At 65.1% G+C, this 17,368-nt stretch carries 16 protein-coding genes; 13 read left to right on the forward strand and 3 right to left on the reverse strand.

The features are described from left to right. The 3 genes from AC07UC_RS15635 (at nucleotide 1) to AC07UC_RS15645 (ending at nucleotide 2,892) form a co-directional block, all read left to right on the forward strand. A complete protein-coding gene (locus AC07UC_RS15635) occupies nucleotides 1-1,224 on the forward strand; it encodes a GNAT family N-acetyltransferase (RefSeq protein ID WP_494906632.1) in 1,224 nt (407 codons plus the stop codon). A 31-nt stretch (nucleotides 1,225-1,255) separates the two neighbouring features. Beyond that, nucleotides 1,256-2,479, forward strand: coding sequence for a GNAT family N-acetyltransferase (locus AC07UC_RS15640; protein ID WP_494906633.1), 1,224 nt, complete (start codon nucleotides 1,256-1,258; stop codon nucleotides 2,477-2,479). A 104-nt stretch (nucleotides 2,480-2,583) separates the two neighbouring features. Beyond that, complete coding sequence (locus AC07UC_RS15645) at nucleotides 2,584-2,892, forward strand: EthD family reductase (RefSeq protein WP_494906634.1); 309 nt, start codon at nucleotides 2,584-2,586, stop codon at nucleotides 2,890-2,892. A gap of 4 nt (nucleotides 2,893-2,896) precedes the next feature. Here AC07UC_RS15645 and AC07UC_RS15650 read toward each other — a convergent pair whose 3' ends face one another. Beyond that, nucleotides 2,897-3,211: an EthD family reductase gene (locus tag AC07UC_RS15650; protein WP_202326667.1), complete on the reverse strand. Its 315-nt coding sequence runs from the start codon at nucleotides 3,209-3,211 to the stop codon at nucleotides 2,897-2,899. Between the two features lie 203 nt (nucleotides 3,212-3,414). Here AC07UC_RS15650 and AC07UC_RS15655 point away from each other — a divergent pair, with 203 nt between their 5' ends. From AC07UC_RS15655 to xth, 9 genes are all read left to right on the forward strand, one after another. After that, the gene (locus tag AC07UC_RS15655) at nucleotides 3,415-3,639 is read left to right on the forward strand and encodes a hypothetical protein (RefSeq protein WP_494906635.1); all 225 of its coding nucleotides are present in this window, start codon (nucleotides 3,415-3,417) and stop codon (nucleotides 3,637-3,639) included. A 70-nt stretch (nucleotides 3,640-3,709) separates the two neighbouring features. Beyond that, nucleotides 3,710-6,211 (forward strand): DNA ligase D, encoded by a 2,502-nt coding sequence (gene ligD, locus AC07UC_RS15660; protein ID WP_494906636.1) that lies wholly within the window; start codon nucleotides 3,710-3,712, stop codon nucleotides 6,209-6,211. Between the two features lie 321 nt (nucleotides 6,212-6,532). Next, nucleotides 6,533-7,441 (forward strand): non-homologous end joining protein Ku, encoded by a 909-nt coding sequence (gene ku / locus AC07UC_RS15665; protein WP_494906637.1) that lies wholly within the window; start codon nucleotides 6,533-6,535, stop codon nucleotides 7,439-7,441. Further along, nucleotides 7,438-8,556 (forward strand): tetratricopeptide repeat protein, encoded by a 1,119-nt coding sequence (locus AC07UC_RS15670; protein WP_494906638.1) that lies wholly within the window; start codon nucleotides 7,438-7,440, stop codon nucleotides 8,554-8,556. Before ku ends, AC07UC_RS15670 begins: the two co-directional genes overlap by 4 nt. A gap of 278 nt (nucleotides 8,557-8,834) precedes the next feature. Further along, the gene (locus tag AC07UC_RS15675; RefSeq protein WP_494906639.1) at nucleotides 8,835-12,233 is read left to right on the forward strand and encodes a CHAT domain-containing protein; all 3,399 of its coding nucleotides are present in this window, start codon (nucleotides 8,835-8,837) and stop codon (nucleotides 12,231-12,233) included. Nucleotides 12,234-12,242: 9 nt separating this feature from the next. Next, nucleotides 12,243-12,932 carry a peptidoglycan-binding domain-containing protein gene (locus tag AC07UC_RS15680; protein ID WP_494906640.1) on the forward strand — a complete coding sequence of 230 codons (690 nt, stop codon included), beginning with the start codon at nucleotides 12,243-12,245 and terminating at the stop codon, nucleotides 12,930-12,932. Between the two features lie 24 nt (nucleotides 12,933-12,956). Beyond that, a complete protein-coding gene (locus AC07UC_RS15685) occupies nucleotides 12,957-13,301 on the forward strand; it encodes a DUF2147 domain-containing protein (RefSeq protein WP_494906641.1) in 345 nt (114 codons plus the stop codon). Between the two features lie 146 nt (nucleotides 13,302-13,447). Then, nucleotides 13,448-14,089 carry an alpha/beta hydrolase family protein gene (locus tag AC07UC_RS15690; RefSeq protein WP_494906642.1) on the forward strand — a complete coding sequence of 214 codons (642 nt, stop codon included), beginning with the start codon at nucleotides 13,448-13,450 and terminating at the stop codon, nucleotides 14,087-14,089. Between the two features lie 292 nt (nucleotides 14,090-14,381). Further along, nucleotides 14,382-15,152, forward strand: a complete 771-nt coding sequence (gene xth / locus AC07UC_RS15695) for an exodeoxyribonuclease III (RefSeq protein WP_494906643.1) — start codon at nucleotides 14,382-14,384, stop codon at nucleotides 15,150-15,152. Nucleotides 15,153-15,200: 48 nt separating this feature from the next. On the opposite strand, the gene AC07UC_RS15700 is transcribed toward xth, so the two are convergent. Next, complete coding sequence (locus tag AC07UC_RS15700; RefSeq protein ID WP_494906644.1) at nucleotides 15,201-15,758, reverse strand: GNAT family N-acetyltransferase; 558 nt, start codon at nucleotides 15,756-15,758, stop codon at nucleotides 15,201-15,203. Between the two features lie 176 nt (nucleotides 15,759-15,934). On the opposite strand from AC07UC_RS15700, the gene AC07UC_RS15705 reads away from it, so the two are divergent. Further along, a complete protein-coding gene (locus AC07UC_RS15705) occupies nucleotides 15,935-17,128 on the forward strand; it encodes a hypothetical protein (RefSeq protein WP_494906645.1) in 1,194 nt (397 codons plus the stop codon). A 1-nt stretch (nucleotide 17,129) separates the two neighbouring features. Here AC07UC_RS15705 and AC07UC_RS15710 read toward each other — a convergent pair whose 3' ends face one another. After that, entirely contained in the window at nucleotides 17,130-17,237 is a 108-nt protein-coding gene (locus AC07UC_RS15710; protein WP_202326678.1) for a putative RiPP precursor, read from the reverse strand. Between the last annotated feature and the right edge of the window lie 131 nt (nucleotides 17,238-17,368).

The following is a 17,368-nucleotide window of genomic DNA, read 5'->3' on the forward strand; positions in this document are numbered from 1 at the left end:
GTGGCAGAGCAGGCAGTACAGATTGCCGCGGTGACCGACTTGCCCGACGGGCAGGCCTCTCATTCCGCCATCGTCGCCGCGAACGACGCCTACACGGCGCGATTGCACACCAGCCTCGAAGCGGTCAAGCCGCTCTGGCTGCGCTTCCAGACGGATGGCGTCTGCACCGCCCACCAGCATTTCGCGTGGGTGGAGGGGATCGTGGCGCGGCTGATGCCGGCAGGCGCGGAGCCGCTCATCGTTGAAGTGAACAACGCGGTGACGGGCGCGCCCCTGATGCTGGTGCCGCTGATGCTGCGGCCGGCCTTCCACCATCGGGTGATCGAATGGCTGAGCTGTGGCGTCTGCGACTATTCGGCACCGCTGCTGGCCGATGCGAGCGCGTGGACGGCACAATCCGCGCAGGCCGCGTGGGCGGCGGTGCGCTCCGTGCTGCCGGCGGCGGACCGCGTCAACATCCTGGGAATTCCGCGGCGGATCGACGGCGTCGCCAACCCGCTGGCGCTGCTTCCGGCGACGCGCGATTCCCTCCAGACCACCTTCGGCCTGGCCATCGACGGCGACCCGGAAACCGTCCTCAAGCGCCTGTGCAGGCCATCCTTCGTCAAGGAATTCGGCAAGGACTGGCGCCGGCTTGAACGGCTCGGCGGCGTGGAGCTGGTCGAGGCCGGCACGCAGGCCGAGGTGGAGCAACTCTTCGGCGAACTGATCCGGATGCGGCTCAGCCGTTTTCGCGAGCTTGGCCGCTTCGACCTGCTGACGCAGGAGGCGGTTGTCGATTTCTACCGCAACGCCGCCCTGCAGGGTCTGCCGGACGGATCGGTGCGGCTCTTCGGGCTGCGCGTCGGCGATGCCCTGATCGCCGTCCAATATGCGGTGGTCCATCAAGGGACTGTTCATGCTCTGCTGATAGCTATGGACCAGGGCGTGGTGCCCAATGTCTCACCGGGCCTCTTGATCATGGGCCGGCTGATAGGCTGGGCGCGCGAGCGGCGGTTCGATTATTTCGACCTGTCGGTTGGCGACCAGAGCTACAAGGAACGTATGGGCGCCAAGGCTTCGGTGCTGGCCGAACTACGCCAGGGGTTGACGGTGCGGGGCCGTGTCGCGAGCGCTGCCATCGAGCTCCGCAACCGGACCGAAGCCTTCGTGCGTTCCAACCCCCGGCTGCGCACCGCGGCTCAGGGGATGATGCGAGGTTTGCGGCGTCTTCGTGGGGGATGACGAGGGCGGGCCTGAACGACGGGAGAAGGACGTGGCAGGCCAGGCAATGCGAATAGAAGCGGTAGCGGATGCAGCGGGCCAGCTGGCCTCCCCCGATGTCGCCGGTCTGGGCGCCGTCGCGCACTATACGGCGCGGCTGCACACCAGCTTCGACAGCGTAAGGCCGCTGTGGCAGCGCCTTGAGGCGACCGGCCTATGCACCGGTCATCAGGGCCTTGCCTGGGTGGAAGGGATCGCCAAACGGCTGATGCCCGCAAGTGCCGAGCTGCTGGTCGTCGAGGTCAACGACGCCGTCACGGGCGCGCCGGTCATGCTGCTGCCGCTGATGCGGCGCCGGGCGCTTGGACACCATGTCATCGAATGGCTGAGCTGTGGCGTGTGCGATTATTCGGCGCCGCTGCTGGCCGATGCGAGACCCTGGACCAGGCAAGGTGCCGATGCCGCGTGGGCAGCGGTCCGCGCCGTGCTGCCGCCGGCGGACCGCATCCACATCGCGGGCATTCCGCAACAGATCCATGGCGTCGCCAATCCGCTGGCGCTGCTTTCGGCGACGCGCGATTCCATCCAGATCGCCTCGGGCCTCGCCATGCATGGCGAGCCGGCGACGCTGATCAAGCGCATCTGCAAACCGTCCTTCGCCAAGAACTTCCACAAGCACTGCCGCCGCTTCGAACAGATGGGCAAGCTCGACCTGGCCGAGGCCGAGACACCGGATATGGTGGAAAAGCAGTTCGCGACGCTGCTGGAGCTCAGGCTCAATCGCTTTCGCGAGCTCGGGCGTTTCGACCTCCTGACGCAGGCACCGGTCGTCGAGTTCTATCGCAACGCCGCCCTGCAAGGCCTGTCCGACGGCTCGGTACGGCTGTTCGGGCTGCGTGTCGGGCAAACCTATCTCGCCGTCATCTACGTGCTGATCATGAAGGGCACCTTGCACGCCCTTCTGCTCGGGATCGACCAGGACGCGGTGGCCAACGCCTCGCCGGGCCTGACGACAATCGGCAAGCTGATGATGTGGGGGGTGACGCAAGGGCTCGGCTATTTCGACCTGTCGGTCGGCAGCCAGGGCTACAAGCAGCATATCGGCGCTTCAAGCTCGGTGCTGGCGGAGCTGTGCGAGCCGATCACGCTGCGGGGCAGCGGGGCGACCGCCTATATCAAGCTGCGCGGCAGGATCGAGCTTTTCGTGCGCTCCAGGCCGGAACTGTACAAGACCGTGCAGGGTGTGATGCGCCGGTTGAGGCGATTGAAGAACTGAGGCTGCTCGTCAAGGCGACTTCGTTCTGGGAGGGACGGGTGGATTGACAAGCTCCCGCCAACGTCATCAGGCTCCCGAAAGAGCAATGATTTCGGGAGGCAATGATGGCAAGCCTGGTGGTGATGTACGGCACGCCTGCGGATCCGTCGGCGTTCGATGCCTATTATCGCGAAAAGCACATTCCGCTGGCCAAGACCATCCCGGGATTGCGGCGCTATGAAATCAGCCGCGGCCCGGTGATGACGCCGGCCGGACCAGCGAAGGTCCACCTGGTCGCCACCTTGCGGTTTGACGATCTGGCCGCCATCCAGAATGCATTCGCCAGCGCCGAAGGGCAGGCTGCTGCAGCCGACCTCCAGCTCTTCGCGACCGGCGGCGCCGACATGCTGATCTTCGACGGTGAAGATGTGTGACGGCTCACAGCGGCTCGGTGTCGAAGAGCAGCATCGTCACCAGATCATCATCGCCGGCGAACTTTCGCCGGTCCTCCGCGCAGGCCCGGCCGATCTCGCTGGCAAAGGCCGTGCGAATGGCCTCCGGACTGTCGAAATAGAGGATGGCGACCCTGTAGGGCGTCTCGCCCGGCAGGACATTCATGATCGGCGACCGGCTGATCTCGTAGCGCCGCAGTCCGGGCAATTGCTTTGCCAGCGGCACGTGAATGTCGTGATAATGGCGCTCGAACGCCGCCGGATCGGCGGGGGTTTTGTAGATGACGAGCATCTTGGCCATGGTGGTGCTTCCTTTCGTTTGAGGTGATCGCGCCGCGCCGGCGCCGCATCAATGTCGCTTGCAGGCACCGGATTTCGACATGGGAGCGGAGTTTTTTCGCATGACCAATGCGCGGGCCGGCGCCGCAAAATTGACAGGACTGCTTGTCTCCGTCATCCTTGAGCCCAGTCGCCCGATGTGTCAGGGCGACCGAGGGCAGCGTCATGTTCAGTCCCGTAACCAGCCAGAATGCCAAACGCGCCGCGGTGCGCAAGGCGCTCGACGCCCACAAGGTCTACATCACCGCGCAGAGCTTTTCGGACGGTGCCTACAGGGCACGCGTGCTGGTCGACGGCGAGGCCTACTGGGTGGATGAGTTCCGGCTCGAGCAACTTCGGCAGGGGCTATCGCCGGCCGACCTCGAACTGACGCCGGCCGCCGACGATTGAGAGCGTGACTTCCATCGGCTCCGGAACGCGGCGGTTGCTCCTGCTTCCCAAACGCTTCTGGCGCTGACCCATGCCGGCTCCCTCCAAACTCAAAACCTATCGCGCCCGGCGCGAGTTCTCCAAGACGCCAGAGCCGGCGGGCGGCCTCACTACCGGCGACGGCAACCGCTTTGTCGTCCACAAGCATCATGCCACCGCCGATCATTATGATCTGCGCCTGCAGGTCGGCGATGTGCTGAAGAGTTGGGCGGTGCCACGCGGGCCCTCGCTCAACCCGGCCGACAAGAGGCTGGCGGTCGAGACCGAGGACCATCCGCTCGAATATATCGACTTCGAGGGCGTCATCCCCGAGGGCGAGTATGGCGGCGGGCCGATGATCGTCTGGGACACCGGCACATGGGCGCCGATGGACGACGTCGAAAAGAGCCTGAGGACCGGGGCGTTCAAGTTCCGGCTGGCTGGCGACAAGCTCAATGGCGGCTGGATGCTGACGCGCCTGAAGCCCAAGCCCGGCGAGGACGCGGAAAAGAAAAACTGGCTGCTGTTCAAGGAGCGCGACCTTGCCGCCGACACGACGCTGAACATCCTCGAAACGCGGCCGGAAAGCGTGAAATCGGGATTGCGCATCGAGGAACTGGCGGCAGCGGCGAAGCCGGCCGCGAGATCCGCGCCCAAGCCGGGTTCCCTGAAACCAAGCACGCTGCCTGGCGCCGTCAAGGCACAGGCGCTCAGCCGCATCGAGCCGCAGCTGGCGACGCAGGTGCCGAAGCCGCCGGGCGGCGAAGGCGTTGCCGAGAACACGAACGAGCTCTGGCTGCACGAGATCAAGTTCGACGGCTACCGCACCATGGCGCATGTTTCCGACGGGCAGGTGCGGTTGATCACCCGTGGCGGCATCGACTGGACAAGACGCTATGGCGACCTGCCGCACGCCTTTGCCAAATTGCCATGCCGCGAGGCCATCATCGACGGCGAGATTATGGTGCTCGATGCCAAGGGCATCAGCCGCTTCGCGCTGCTGCAGGACGCGCTGGCCGAGGGCGCCGGCAGCAAGCTGCATTTCTATGCCTTCGATCTGCTGCATCTCGACGGCTGGGACCTGATGAAGGCGCCGCTCATCCGGCGCAAGGCGCTGCTGGCGGAACTGCTCGCCGGCCTCGGCGCCAATTCCGCCATCCAGTTCTCCGACCATGTCGAAGGCTCGGGGCAGGGGCTCTACGACCAGGCGACGGAGCTCGGGCTGGAAGGCGTCGTGTCCAAACGCGCCAACGCCATCTACCAGAGCGGCCGCAGTAAGAGCTGGACCAAGACCAAGGCGCTGCAAAGCGGCGACTTCGTCATTGCCGGATACACTGTCTCCGAGGCGGCGGAAGGACTGGCAGCCCTTGGCATGGGCGAGTTCGTGGACGGCGAGCTGCACTATCGCGGCAAGGTCGGCACCGGCTTCGACCGCGATACGGCGGAGGATCTGCTTGCCCGGCTGGAGCCTCTGACATCAGGCGCGACGCCGCCCGAAGGCGTGCCGCGCGAGATCATGCGCGAGATGCACTGGGTGAAGCCGCTGTTTTCGGCGCGCATCCACTATGCCAACCGAACGGCGGACAATTCGTTGCGCCATGGCGTGTTTCGCGGTCTCAGGGATGTCGGGCTGTCGACACCGGTCTCGGCCAAGCGCAAACGGCTGATATCCGAGGCGGACCTCGCCACCATCTGGGTGACCAATCCGGAGCGGCGGCTGTTTGGCAAGACCGGACCGACCAAGCTCGACATCGCCGTCTATTACGCGCTGGTCGGCGACTTCATGCTGCCGCACATCCTTGGCCGCCCGGTGTCGCTGGTGCGCTGCCCGACCGGCCTGCCCAAGGATTGCTTCTTCCAGCGCCACGCCTTCACCGGCATGCCGCCCTCGGTGGTGACGTTCCAGGCGACCAATTCAGAAGGCGAGACAAAATCCTATCTCTCGGTCGAAGGCGCCAAGGGCTATCTGGCGCTGGCGCAGTTCGGCGTCGTCGAATTCCACACCTGGGGCACACACCGCGCCAGTCTCGACAAGCCCGACCAGATCGTCTTCGACCTCGACCCGGGCGAGGGGATTTCGTGGCGCGAGGTGGTGGAGGCGGCCGTCCACATCAAGGGCGAGTTGGAGGGGCTGGGGCTGGTGCCTTTCGCCAAGACGTCCGGCGGCAGCGGCATCCACATCACCGTGCCGGTTACATCAAGGCAGGACTGGAAGAAGCTGCATCAGGCGACCAGCGCGATCGCCACGCATCTGACGGCAACCGCGCCCGACACCTTCACCACCACCATGGGCAAGGAAAACCGCAAGAAGCGCATCTTCATCGACTATCACCGCAACGCGCGCGGCCACACCTCCGCCGCCCCCTATTCGCTGCGCGCCCGCACCAATCTGCCGGCCTCGACGCCGGTGAGCTGGAGCGACCTGGAAGCGATCGATGCGCCGCAGGATCTGAACTATTCGTCGCTGCCGGGCTTGCTGGAAACGTCGGGCGATCCCTGGGCGGATATCGACGAGTTCGCGCGGGATTTGCCGACCCTTCTTTCGTCATCCTAGCGCGGAGCAAGGAGCGAAGCGACGCGCGCAGACCCTAGGATGGCGAAGCTTAAAGGCATTCGGCCAATCACCAGCCCTTCGCCCGCCATCGACGCTTCATACAATTTGAATTATCCTCCGCCCGCGACCCCTCCGGCGCCCTAAACCATTTCGTCAGGGATTTGCCGGTATCATGCGGGGTCGGTGTAGGATTTCCATGGCGCCAATCGTCCTTCGGACGAAAGCGCTGCAGAGAGCATGATCCCAAAAAGCGGGAACCGGTTTTCGGACAAGACCATGCTCAAGCTAAAATGTCAGTGCATGGCCGCGTAGGAGTATATCATGGCGCCCAGGGCAAGTTGGAAAGGTTACCTCAAGCTCAGCCTCGTCAGCTGTCCGGTGCGGCTATACCCCGCAACGACGACCAGCGAGCGCATCTCGTTCAACCAGCTGCACAAGAAGACCCACAACCGCATCAACATGAAGCCGGTCGATCCCGAACTCGGGCTGGTCGAGCGCTCGGACCTGATCAAGGGTTACGAGTATGAGGACAAGCAGTACATCATCATCGATGATGCCGACCTCGACGCGGTGCGCATCGAATCCAACCATACGATGAACATCGAGGCCTTCGTCGACGAAGGCGAGGTCGATGTCATCTACCAGGACGCGCCCTATTACCTGGCGCCGGATGGGGCGATGGCGGAGGAGACGTTCGCCGTGCTGCGCGAGGCGATGCGCAAATCCGGCAAGCTGGCGATCGCGCGGCTGGTTCTGTCCAGCCGCGAGCGGGTGGTGACGATCGGCGCGCGCGAGAACGGCATGTTCGTGTGCACCTTGAGAAACCCCAACGAAGTGCGCGGCACGGCTGAATATTTCGGCAACATCCCGGCCGGCAAGCCCGACCAGGAAATGCTTGAACTCGCCGAAGCGCTGATCAAGCAGAAGGAAACCACCTTCGATCCGAAGAATTACGAGGACCGCTACGAGATCGCGCTGATGGCGATGATCCGCGAGAAGCTCAAGGGTCACAAGCCGATCATCGCGGCAGCGCCCGAGCGCGGCAATGTCATCAACCTGATGGATGCGCTCAAGGCGAGCCTGTCGCAGTCGAAGCCGCCGGCCAAGTCGAAGAGCAAGGCCGACGAGGTCGCGGCAAAACCCGCCGCCAAGAAGGCGGCAGCGGGTGGGGCTCCTGAAAATCCGCTGAAGGCCAGTCTGCTCAAGGCGGTCGGCAAGAGCAAGAAATGACGGCATCGGCCGTCGCGGGCGCCGTCTTCGGCACCATCGGCGCGCTGGCGGCGTTTCCGCTCAGGCTCGCCGCCCGCGAGGTCGAGCGCCAGCATGGCCAGCTCAGGCGCGGTATCACCCGGCGCACCACGCATGTCGTGTTCGGCCGTACGCTTCTCGCCAAGGCTGGCCTCGCCAAGAACGGCGATGCCGAGATCGAGCGCCGCGTCGCCGCCGAACGTGCGGCAGGGCGCATCCTGATCAGCGAGAACGGCTTTTTGCGCCTGCTCGGCTTGATGAAGGCGCCGGAGGCGTCCTCACTGTCCCGGCAGTCGCTGATCGACCAGTCTCGGCTGCCCGGCGCCGACCTCGATCTGCTGTCGCTCTTCGATGCGTTCGAACATGACGCGGAGCCCTATTCCTTCCGCGACCTGATCCTGGCGCGCAAATATGCGGGGCTGGTGGCGGGCGGCGCCAGTTGGGGCGCGATCGCGCGCTCCGTGCACCGCTCCGGCCCGGTGGCGTCACTCACCGCCAAGTCGCTCGCTGTCGGCTCGCAGCATGGCCGCGCCGACGCGATCTATCTCGAAGGCGGCCAGAGCGAACTCGACGGGCAGTTGCTGTTTGACCTGGGCAGCGCCGCCCAGGGCGACGACACGCTGGAAGACCTGTTCGCCGAGGCCGAAGCGGCGGAGGAGGGCGGCGACCATGACGGTGCCGCCACGCTTTACCAGCGCTGCCTCGCCATCGACCCGACCGACGCCATCGCCGCCTTCAACCGCGCCAACTGCCTGCGCGCCGGCGGCCACGCGGCTGAGGCCGCGCATGACTATGCCAGGGCGATAAAACTAGACCCCGCCTTCGTCGAAGCCTGGTTCAACCTTGCCGGCCTGATGAGCGAGCAAGGCCGCGACGCCTCGGCGCGAAAGCACCTGCAGAAGGCGATCGCGCTCGACAAGGCCTATGCCGACCCGGTGTTCAACCTGGCGCGGCTGGAATTCGACGCCGGCAATCTGCCCGAGGCACGGCGGCTGTGGGTGCGATATCTGGAACTCGACACGGATAGCGAATGGGCCGGGGTGGCGGCCAAAGGGGTGCAGTTCGTGGATATGCAGCTGGCGCGGACGGCGGGGTGAGGGAAAGTCTTCTGTTCGGCGACCTGTTCGACGTTACTGTTGACGGGCAGTCAAAGCTGGCCGCGGTGTCTTGAAATCGTCCCAATGCTCCAGATATGCTGCGCCCGGGTGGGTCGATAGCAGTTTGCGTGGGCAGCAATATGCGTTTGAGGGGTGTTCTGCTGGCGCCGTTTTTGGCGCTGTGCTGGGTGTGTGCGTCGCAGGCTCAAAGCGATGCGATCGAAGATTTTTCGACGCCCTCCGGTTCGGATGTTTTCTACAAGCGTTACCTGGAGGCATTGGATAAGCCGGCTTCCGCCGCCGACGCGATCACGTTGTTCGTGCGCGGTGAGGTCGCTGCCGGAAAATGGATGCCGCCAGACGAGGGCGCACAGCAGGAGCCGGGCGCCGCCAGCCCTGAAGACGTGGATGCGGAACTGGGCTCGGCAGGGCCTTTCGTCACCCATTCCTGGGAGCAGGTCAGCGTCGCCGACATCGCCACTCTCACCCGCGTTGCCACGCTGGCCGGGCGTTATGAGGCAGGGATGCAGGCGTTGCGGCCCGCCCCGCCGGCGTTGCAGGTCGCCGTGGCGGAACGCTTGCTCGAGGGGACGATCGATGGCCGCAATGCCGTCGCTGCAGCCAGCCTTTTCGAAATGGCGGCGGAGGCCGGCAGTCCCCTGGCGCAATCGCGCCTGGCTTTCCTGTATCTGGAGGGCCTCGGTGTCGAGAAGGACAAGGCGGCGGCCAGGCGGTGGGCGCAACGTGCCGCCGATGCCGGCGATGGTTTCGCCATCTACCAGCTGGCGCGCATGGCCGAGACGGACGAGACGCCTGCGGGCGCTTCCATGGCGCTCTCCCTCTATCAGCGGTTCCTGTCCGAGCCCGGGCGGTTTCGTGCCTCCGAGGGACCGACGGCGGCGGCGCTGCTTTTGGCCAACCGGATGATGTCGCCCGGTGCGGCGCTGTCATCGGAGGCGGCGGCCACCGCGATCATGAACGTGGCGGAGGTGGCGCCCGACTTCGCGCTCGCCCTGGCGCGGGTCAATCTGTGCACCGGATGCGGCGGCGTCATAGACGTCAACAAGGCCGCTGAATGGCTTCGCCTGGCGCATGATTTCGGCAATCAGGACGCCGGCTATGAGCTCTACCTCCTGTTGCGTGCCCGGCCCGATCTTGCGCAGCAGCCCAATGAAGGACTGGAGCGCCTGCGCGCGGGTGGGACGGAGCACATCGATTCCTTCGTCGCCGCGGCTCTCGAGGAGGCCCGCCAGAAGGACGGTGAAAAGGCGGTGCCGGTCGCGGCCGCGGCATTGCTCAAGCGTGTCTGCAAGGACGACCCGTATGCCTGCGAAAGCTCCGCGCGGGCCATGGCTTCGGGGCGGCTCGACCTAGCAGCGGTGGCGCCGGGGCTCGCCAAGCTGACCGAGCTCGATTCGATCGAGCTGGTCGACATTCTGGCCGCGTATGGCGACTTCGACGGCGCGCTGGCGCGGGCCCGCCGGATCCAATCGACAAGCTTTGAAATGTCGCAGGTCACCGGTCCCAGCGAGCAGCACGCCCGGACGCCCACCTTCCGGCGCCTCGTCGCTTCCCGCGACGCCACCAACCTGAAGGCGCTGCCGGAAGGCTTCGTACCGCTTCTGACCTTCCTGGCGGACAATGGCGACGAAGAGGCGAGGGGCTTCCTCGAGACGCTGATGCAGCGCGGTTCGGCTGGCAAGCCCGAGCCGACGGCGCCTCCGCTTGACGATGCCCGCGCGGCTTTCGGCCATGTTGCCGCCAGGGGCGGCCTGTCGCGCGCCTTCGTCAACGCCGCACGCGATCTGTCGGGTGCGCTCAAGCAGGCAGAGCAGCCGAAAGAGGCGCTGCGCATGGAACTGACGGCGCTTTCGGCCGAACTTCAGCTCAACGAGATCGCTGGGCTTTCCGAGGGAGCCCTGCAGCGCGGCCTGACGCGCGTCTGCCTGCTCTCCAAGGCCAGTGAACGGACGCTGGCCCTGGGCTCGAATGACGTGGCGATGGTGCTGGCCAAGGACGCCGTCAACACGCTGCAGACGGTGCGCTCGGCGCTGTCGAGCCTGCCCGAACATCTGCAGACATGTTTCAGCGACCTGGTCGCGGACAATTATCGCTGGCTTGCCGACTTCTTCGTGCGCCAGAACCGTCTCGCCGAGGCCGAGTCCGTGCTTGCCATGTTGAAGGATTTCGAGGCCTTCCAGTTCGTCGACCGCGATGCCGATTTCCGGGGCCGTTCCTATGACACGCTGCCGCTGTCCGAGCCGGAGCGCGGGCTGAAGGCGGCGATCGATACGTTGCGTCCGCCGACGACGCAAGATGCAAGGCGCTCCGAGGAACTGATCGTCAAGCGCGGCCAGGGCGGTCTCGACGACGCGGAGACGAAAGAGCTCGATACGCTCCAGGCAAGGCTCGCCGAGGCGGACGCCGCCTATGACAAGGCGCTCGATGCCATCGTGGAAAAGGCCGAGGCGCTGGGACGCGGCGAGGAGGTCGCGCGGATCGACGCGCTCGGATCGCTGCAGGGTTATCTCAGGGATGAACCGGAGCAGCCGGCGGTGCTGCACTATCTCGTTCTTCCCGACAGGCTGAACATCATCCTGACGACCGCCTATGACCGCAAAAGCGTGACGATCGACCAATGGGACGGCCAGCCCTTCTCGGAGGCGCATCTCAATGAAGAAATCCAGAAGCTGCACCTCGCGATGACGTCGCGGTCGCGCGACCCGAAGCCACAGGCGCGCAAGCTCTACGATTTGCTTATCGCCCCCTTCAGGGCCGATCTGGACGCGGTCCAGACCAAGCTTGTGCTGCTGTCGCCGGACCGCCGCCTGCGCTACATCCCCTTCGCCGCGCTCCATGACGGCACGGGCTATGCCGTGGAGCATTTCGAGTTCGCCATGCTGTCCGACGCCGGCTACGAGATCGCCGGCAGGAAGACGACCGGCATTCCGTTCGCCGCGCTCGGAATGACGCGCGCCGCCGACGGGTTCAAGGCGCTGCCGGGCGTCAAGGCCGAGATCGACGGCATCATCAAGGGCAAGGATGGATACGGCCTTTTCGAGGGCCGCGCCGTCTTCGATGCGGCGTTCAACAAGGACGCGCTGACCGATGCGCTGCGTATCGGCGCGCGCTCGCCGGCCGGCCTCGGCGTCGTGCATATCTCCTCGCATTTCAACCTGGCGGGAAGCGATGGGTCGTCTTTCCTGCTGCTCGGCACGGGCGAGAAACTGTCGCTGCGCGATATCAAGAAGGATCGGCGCGCCTTCGATTTCGGCCGCGTCGACCTTTTGACGCTGTCCGCCTGCGAGACCGGCTATGTCGATCCGGGTCTCGACGGGCGCGAGCTCGAAAGCCTTTCCATGCTGACCGGCAGCCGTGGCGCGCGCGCCATCCTGGCCAGCCTGTGGCCGGTCGACGATGCCTCGACGGCACTCAGCATGCAGCGCTTCTACGAGATCCGCGAGCGGGGCAATATGTCGAAGGCCATGGCGCTGGCGCTGACGCAGCGCGAGTTCATCGCCGGCAAGATCGGGTCGACGGATATCGCGGCGGGGCCGAGCATCGTGACCGAGACCGCGGCGCGGGGCGCCATTTCGCTGGTGCCGCCGGATGCGCAGGGCGGGCTTTCGCACCCTTACTACTGGGCTCCCTTCCTGCTCACCGGCAATTGGCGTTGAGAGATGAGCATGACGCGTATCTTTTCCATGATGCTTGCGATGGTCTTGCTGGGATTGGTTCCGGAAATCGCGCGGGCGGCGGACAAGTTCGAGTCCGGGCAATGCATGACGCTGCACAATGACCGCAAGGACGGGCCTGTGAAGGACATGGCCGTGCAGCTGCAAGACGACATCATCAGGATCTCGTTCACCGAGTGGGATGTGCCCAACACCGAGTTCGAGACCAGCGCCAAGTGCTATCTCGTCAAGGGCAAGCTGGAATGCCAGATCGATTGCGACGGGGGCCACGTCACGGTTTCGTCGACGCCTGACGGGGCGTGGGACCTGGACAGCACGCTGCTCTATTCGATGACCGGTTCGGAAAGTCTGTTCACGGTGCAGCCAGGGCCCGACATCGCCTCGCTGGTGGGCAAATTCAGGGTCTCCAGGGATGAGGGAAACAAGCAGTGCAAGGTCTTGCCCGACCATGTGTTCGCGGCGCTCCAGCCCGGCGACATCTCGCCGCGCGTCAAGCGGGCCGAACGGCTGCTCAGCCGGCTGGGGCTGCTGCTCGAATTTCCCGACACGGTCTATGACGAGGTCACGGCCGAGGCCGTTCGCCGCTTCCAGCGGCAATATGGGCTGACGCAGAGCGGGACCATCGACGAGGCGACATCGGCCGCGCTGGTTTCGGCGGGCTTCGTCGGCACGGGCTGCTGAAATTTTGCAAGGGGGAAGTGCTTCATGAAACTGCCGCGACTGTCCGTTCTGCTTGCCATGGTCATGGCGCCTGGTTTGGCCTGGGCCGATCCAATCGAAGGGGAGTGGGTAACGATGGATGGCATATCCATCGCCGCGATCCATGGCTGTAGCGACCGCTTCTGCATCGTCATGAAGACCGGCGATTGGCCGGGCAAGGAGATCGGCCGGCTCAAGGCGTCGGGCAAGGGCATCTATTCCGGCACGGTTACCGATCCGCGCGACGAGCGGGAATATTCGGGTCGTGCGACGCTGAAGGGCAATTCCCTGAAACTCACCGGCTGCGCGCTCAAGATCTTCTGCCAGACGGAAATCTGGTCGCGGCGCTGAAGCGGGAAGGCGCGCGATGCCATCCACCGAGCCAGGGAGACGATTTTTTCGTCATCGCGGCGCAACCGCGGCGGGCAAAAGCGAGGCCATGTGATAGAAAGCCTGTCGAAGCGGATTGTCTCTTCTTTTCCGGGAGTTCGCGCCTGATGCCCACCAGCTTCCTCTTCGACGGCTTCGACACCGCCCCCGTCACCATCCTGCTCGCCCATGGCGCCGGCGCGTCGATGGATTCGCCCTCGATGACCGCCACCGCCAAGGCGCTGGCCGCCGCCGGCTTCCAGGTGGCGCGCTTCGAATTCCACTATATGGCGGCGCGCCGCTACGGCCAGCGCAAGCCGCCGCCACGTGCCGAGACGGTGAACCCGGAATACGTCAAGGCGATCGCCGATCTGCGCGCCAGGGGCGTGACCGGGAAGCTCATCATCGGCGGCAAGTCGATGGGCGGGCGCGTCGCTTCCATGGTCGCGGACGAGATGTTCGCCAATGGTGAAATTGCCGGGTTGGTGTGCCTCGGCTATCCCTTTCATCCGCCCGGCAAGCCTGACCAGTTGCGCACGAAGCATCTGATAGGGCTGAGGACGCCGACGCTGATCTTCCAAGGCACGCGCGACGAGTTCGGCACGCGCGACGAGGTCGCGGGGTATGGGCTGTCCGATGCGATCGAGGTGATCTGGCTCGAGGATGGCGACCATGATTTGAAGCCGCGCAAGAGCATTTCGGGATTTTCGGCGGCCGATCATCTGAAGACGCTGGCGGAAACGGTGAAGGGTTGGGCGGAGCGGATTTAGAGCGCGCGTTGGGTTTTCGCACTTTCTGAAACGTCTGCGCCGCCCCTCATTGTCCTGCCGGACATTTCTCCCCGCATAGTGGCGGGGAGAAAGACGCGGTCATCGCTGCTTTCGCCCATCGCTTATGTAACAGAAATGGCTGCGGCTTTGCCACCCGCTCCCTTCGCCCCGTTTACGGGGAGAAGGTGCCGGCAGGCGGATGAGGGGCAGCGCAGACATTGGCTATTGCCTTGGCGCAGCGCGCCGCATCCTCTCTTGCTCCCCGCTTCGCCTTCCTGCTTTCATGCGCCCCATGAAAATCGCCACCTTCAACATCAACAACATCAACAGCCGGCTGGACAATTTGCTGGCCTGGCTGGCGGCGGCGAAGCCCGATGTCGTCTGCCTGCAGGAACTCAAGGCGCGCGATATGCAGTTTCCGCGCACCGCGCTGGCCGATGCCGGATACGGCGCGGTGTGGAAGGGTGAGCCGACCTGGAATGGTGTCGCCATCCTCGCGCGCGGCGCGGAACCGGTGCTGACCCGTGACGTGCTGCCCGGCGACGATGCCGACCGGCAGAGCCGCTATATCGAGGCGGCGGTCAACGGCATCGTCATCGCTTGCCTCTATGCGCCGAACGGCAACCCGCAGCCGGGGCCGAAATTCCAGTACAAGCTTGCCTGGCACAAGCGGCTGGAAGCGCATGCCGAGCAGCTTCTCGACACCGGCCTGCCTGTCGTGCTGGCCGGCGACTACAACATCGTGCCTGAGCCGCGCGACATCTACGCCACGCGCTCCTATGACGACAATGCGCTGGTGCAGCCGGAAAGCCGCGCCGCCTTCGCGGCCCTCATCGAGCAGGGCTGGGTCGACGCGCTGCGAAAGGTCTATCCGAAGGAGACGCTCTATACTTTCTGGGATTACCGCCGGAACCGCTGGCCGCGCGATGCGGGTTTGCGGCTCGACCACATATTGCTGTCGAAGACGCTCGCCCGCCGGCTGAAGGGGGCAGGCATCGACCGGGACGTGCGCGGGCAGGATGGCGCCAGCGACCATGCGCCGGTCTGGGCGGAGTTGAAGTAGGTCGCGCCTGGACGACTTCGAGCAAGCGGCGACGTCTGCTGGCGGTGGTCATCCAACCCTTGGCGGCGTCCCGGAGTATTCGCGCTTCAGCAGGCCCATGATGTGGGCATCAACAGCTTCGCCATCCCAGATCAAGGCCTCGCGCCGCGTGCCTTCGAGCCGGAAGCCGAGCTTTTCGTAGACCCGTCTGGCGCGCGGGTTGAACGCGTAGACCTCCAGTTCGATGCGGTTCAGCCCCAGCGCCTCGAAGCCGTGATGAAGGAGCAGCGCGGCGGCCTCGGTGCCGTAGCCTTTGTCGCGGACGGCTGCCGCCCAGATGGCGATGCGAAACGATGCTGCCTTGTTTGGCCAATCGATGCCGTTCAGCACGGCTTCGCCGATCAAAGCGCCGCCGGCGATGATGCCATAGTCACAGCGGTCGCTTGCCGTTTCGGCCCTTGCGTAATGGGCCTCCACCTCTGCCAGTGTGTGCTCTGCGTGCGTGCCGGTCAGCCGCTTCGATTCCGGTTCTTCCAGCCCCGCGTGGATCGCCGGTGCGTCGAGCCGGGTCAGCGGCCTCAGCGTTACCCTGCTGCCGGTCAGCACGGGTTTGGTCGCCTGTGTCATGGATGCTCCCCTGATTGACCCGGCCTTCTTTCGCACGAGGCAAGGAATGTCCAGGCCGCGCGGTCCTTTTACGCAGGCGACATCTCGCGCTAGTCTGGCGATGATCAGCATCGGGGGGCGTTTGATGCATTGCATGCCTGACAGCCACGAGCGGCGGCAAACGAAGTTCGCCGACCATGCATGATTTCGGCCCCGTCGAAATCCTGCTCGCGGCCGCTGTCATCCTTGTCGTCGCGGCATGCGTCGTCTGGCTGTCGCGCAAGGCGCGCATCCGGCGCCGCGCCCGACGCCGGACGGATCCGGCCAACGACTATGCCGTTCGCACCGACTGGGAGCACAGCACCGGCACCGTCAACTACTCGTCTTTCGTCTATCTGGATGTCGACCGCGACGGGACATATGGCGTCGGTGACCGGCCGATGGCCGGCATCATGGTGCGGCTGTTCGACGGACAGGGCGGCTTCGTCGCTTCAACCAGGACAAACAATGGCGGCTTTGCCAACTTCGCCATGTCGATGTCTTCGGCCAATGCCATGATCCGCTCGCCGGGCACCTACCGGTTCGCGGTTTCAGTGCCGCCGGGCTGGCGCTCGCCCAGCGCCAATGAGACGCAATCGCAGGATTTCCGCCTGGCCTCCGGCTCGCCGGCGGGGCTGGTGTCGCAGGACCTGCCGCAGCCGGTCGGCCTGGCGCCTGCGCGCAGCCTGGCCGGCCGGATGGCGGCGGATGGCACCGCGACACTGTCGGTGAAGGCAAATGGGCGGGTGCTGGAGAGCCGGGTGCTGGCGCCGGGCTCACCCTTCCGGCTCGACCTCGCCGCCGAGGCCGACATGGTGGCGATCGCCGGCGGCGGACTTGACCGGCAGTTCGCGCTTTCACCCTATCCAACCGATCTCGGACTGCTGTCGCAGCAGGCGCTGCCGAACGAGGCCTCGCTGCGGACGATCGGCTTCGACGACGTCACTGGACGCGGCTTCCGCAAGATCCCGTGCGGCCATGCCGGGTTGCAATGGCGCAACCTCAACGCCATGGCGCAGGACCACACCAAGGGCAGCGAAGGCTATGTCAACGGCAATGTCTCGGGCGATCACGTCGCCTATACCAGCAGCGGCTACCCGGCCGAGTTCAGCCGCGAGACCCCGTTCGGGTTTCACTCGGTGCTGTTGAGCGCGGCGTGGCTGAAGTCTGAAGGGGAGATGGCACTGATCGAGTGCTGGCTGGGCGAGCAACTGGTCGCCAGCGACCAGTTGGCGCTATCGGCGCTGACGCCGCTGCACTACGCGCCGATGCTCAAGGCAATTACCCGTGTCCGTCTTTCGACGAAACACTCTTGGCAAATGGTGCTGGACGACCTGACGCTGACGGGCTGACCTATTGCGGTGTCGGACCCGAGGTCACGATCGGGCCGTTGGTCGCAGCCGTGATCAATTTCAGATTGCCCTTCTTGATCAGCGCGGGCCGCTCATAAATCTTCTTCATAATGCAAGCTCTCCACTATATCCCGTGAGGACAGTGACACAGTGCCGACTGGTGTCAATATTTCGCTGGGGATAGTCCAGCGCGTATCAGTGATGACTGTGGTAAATTAACACCGGTTCTTTTTGCGGCGC

This window comes from Mesorhizobium sp. GW821-FHT04C10 (assembly GCF_059420305.1).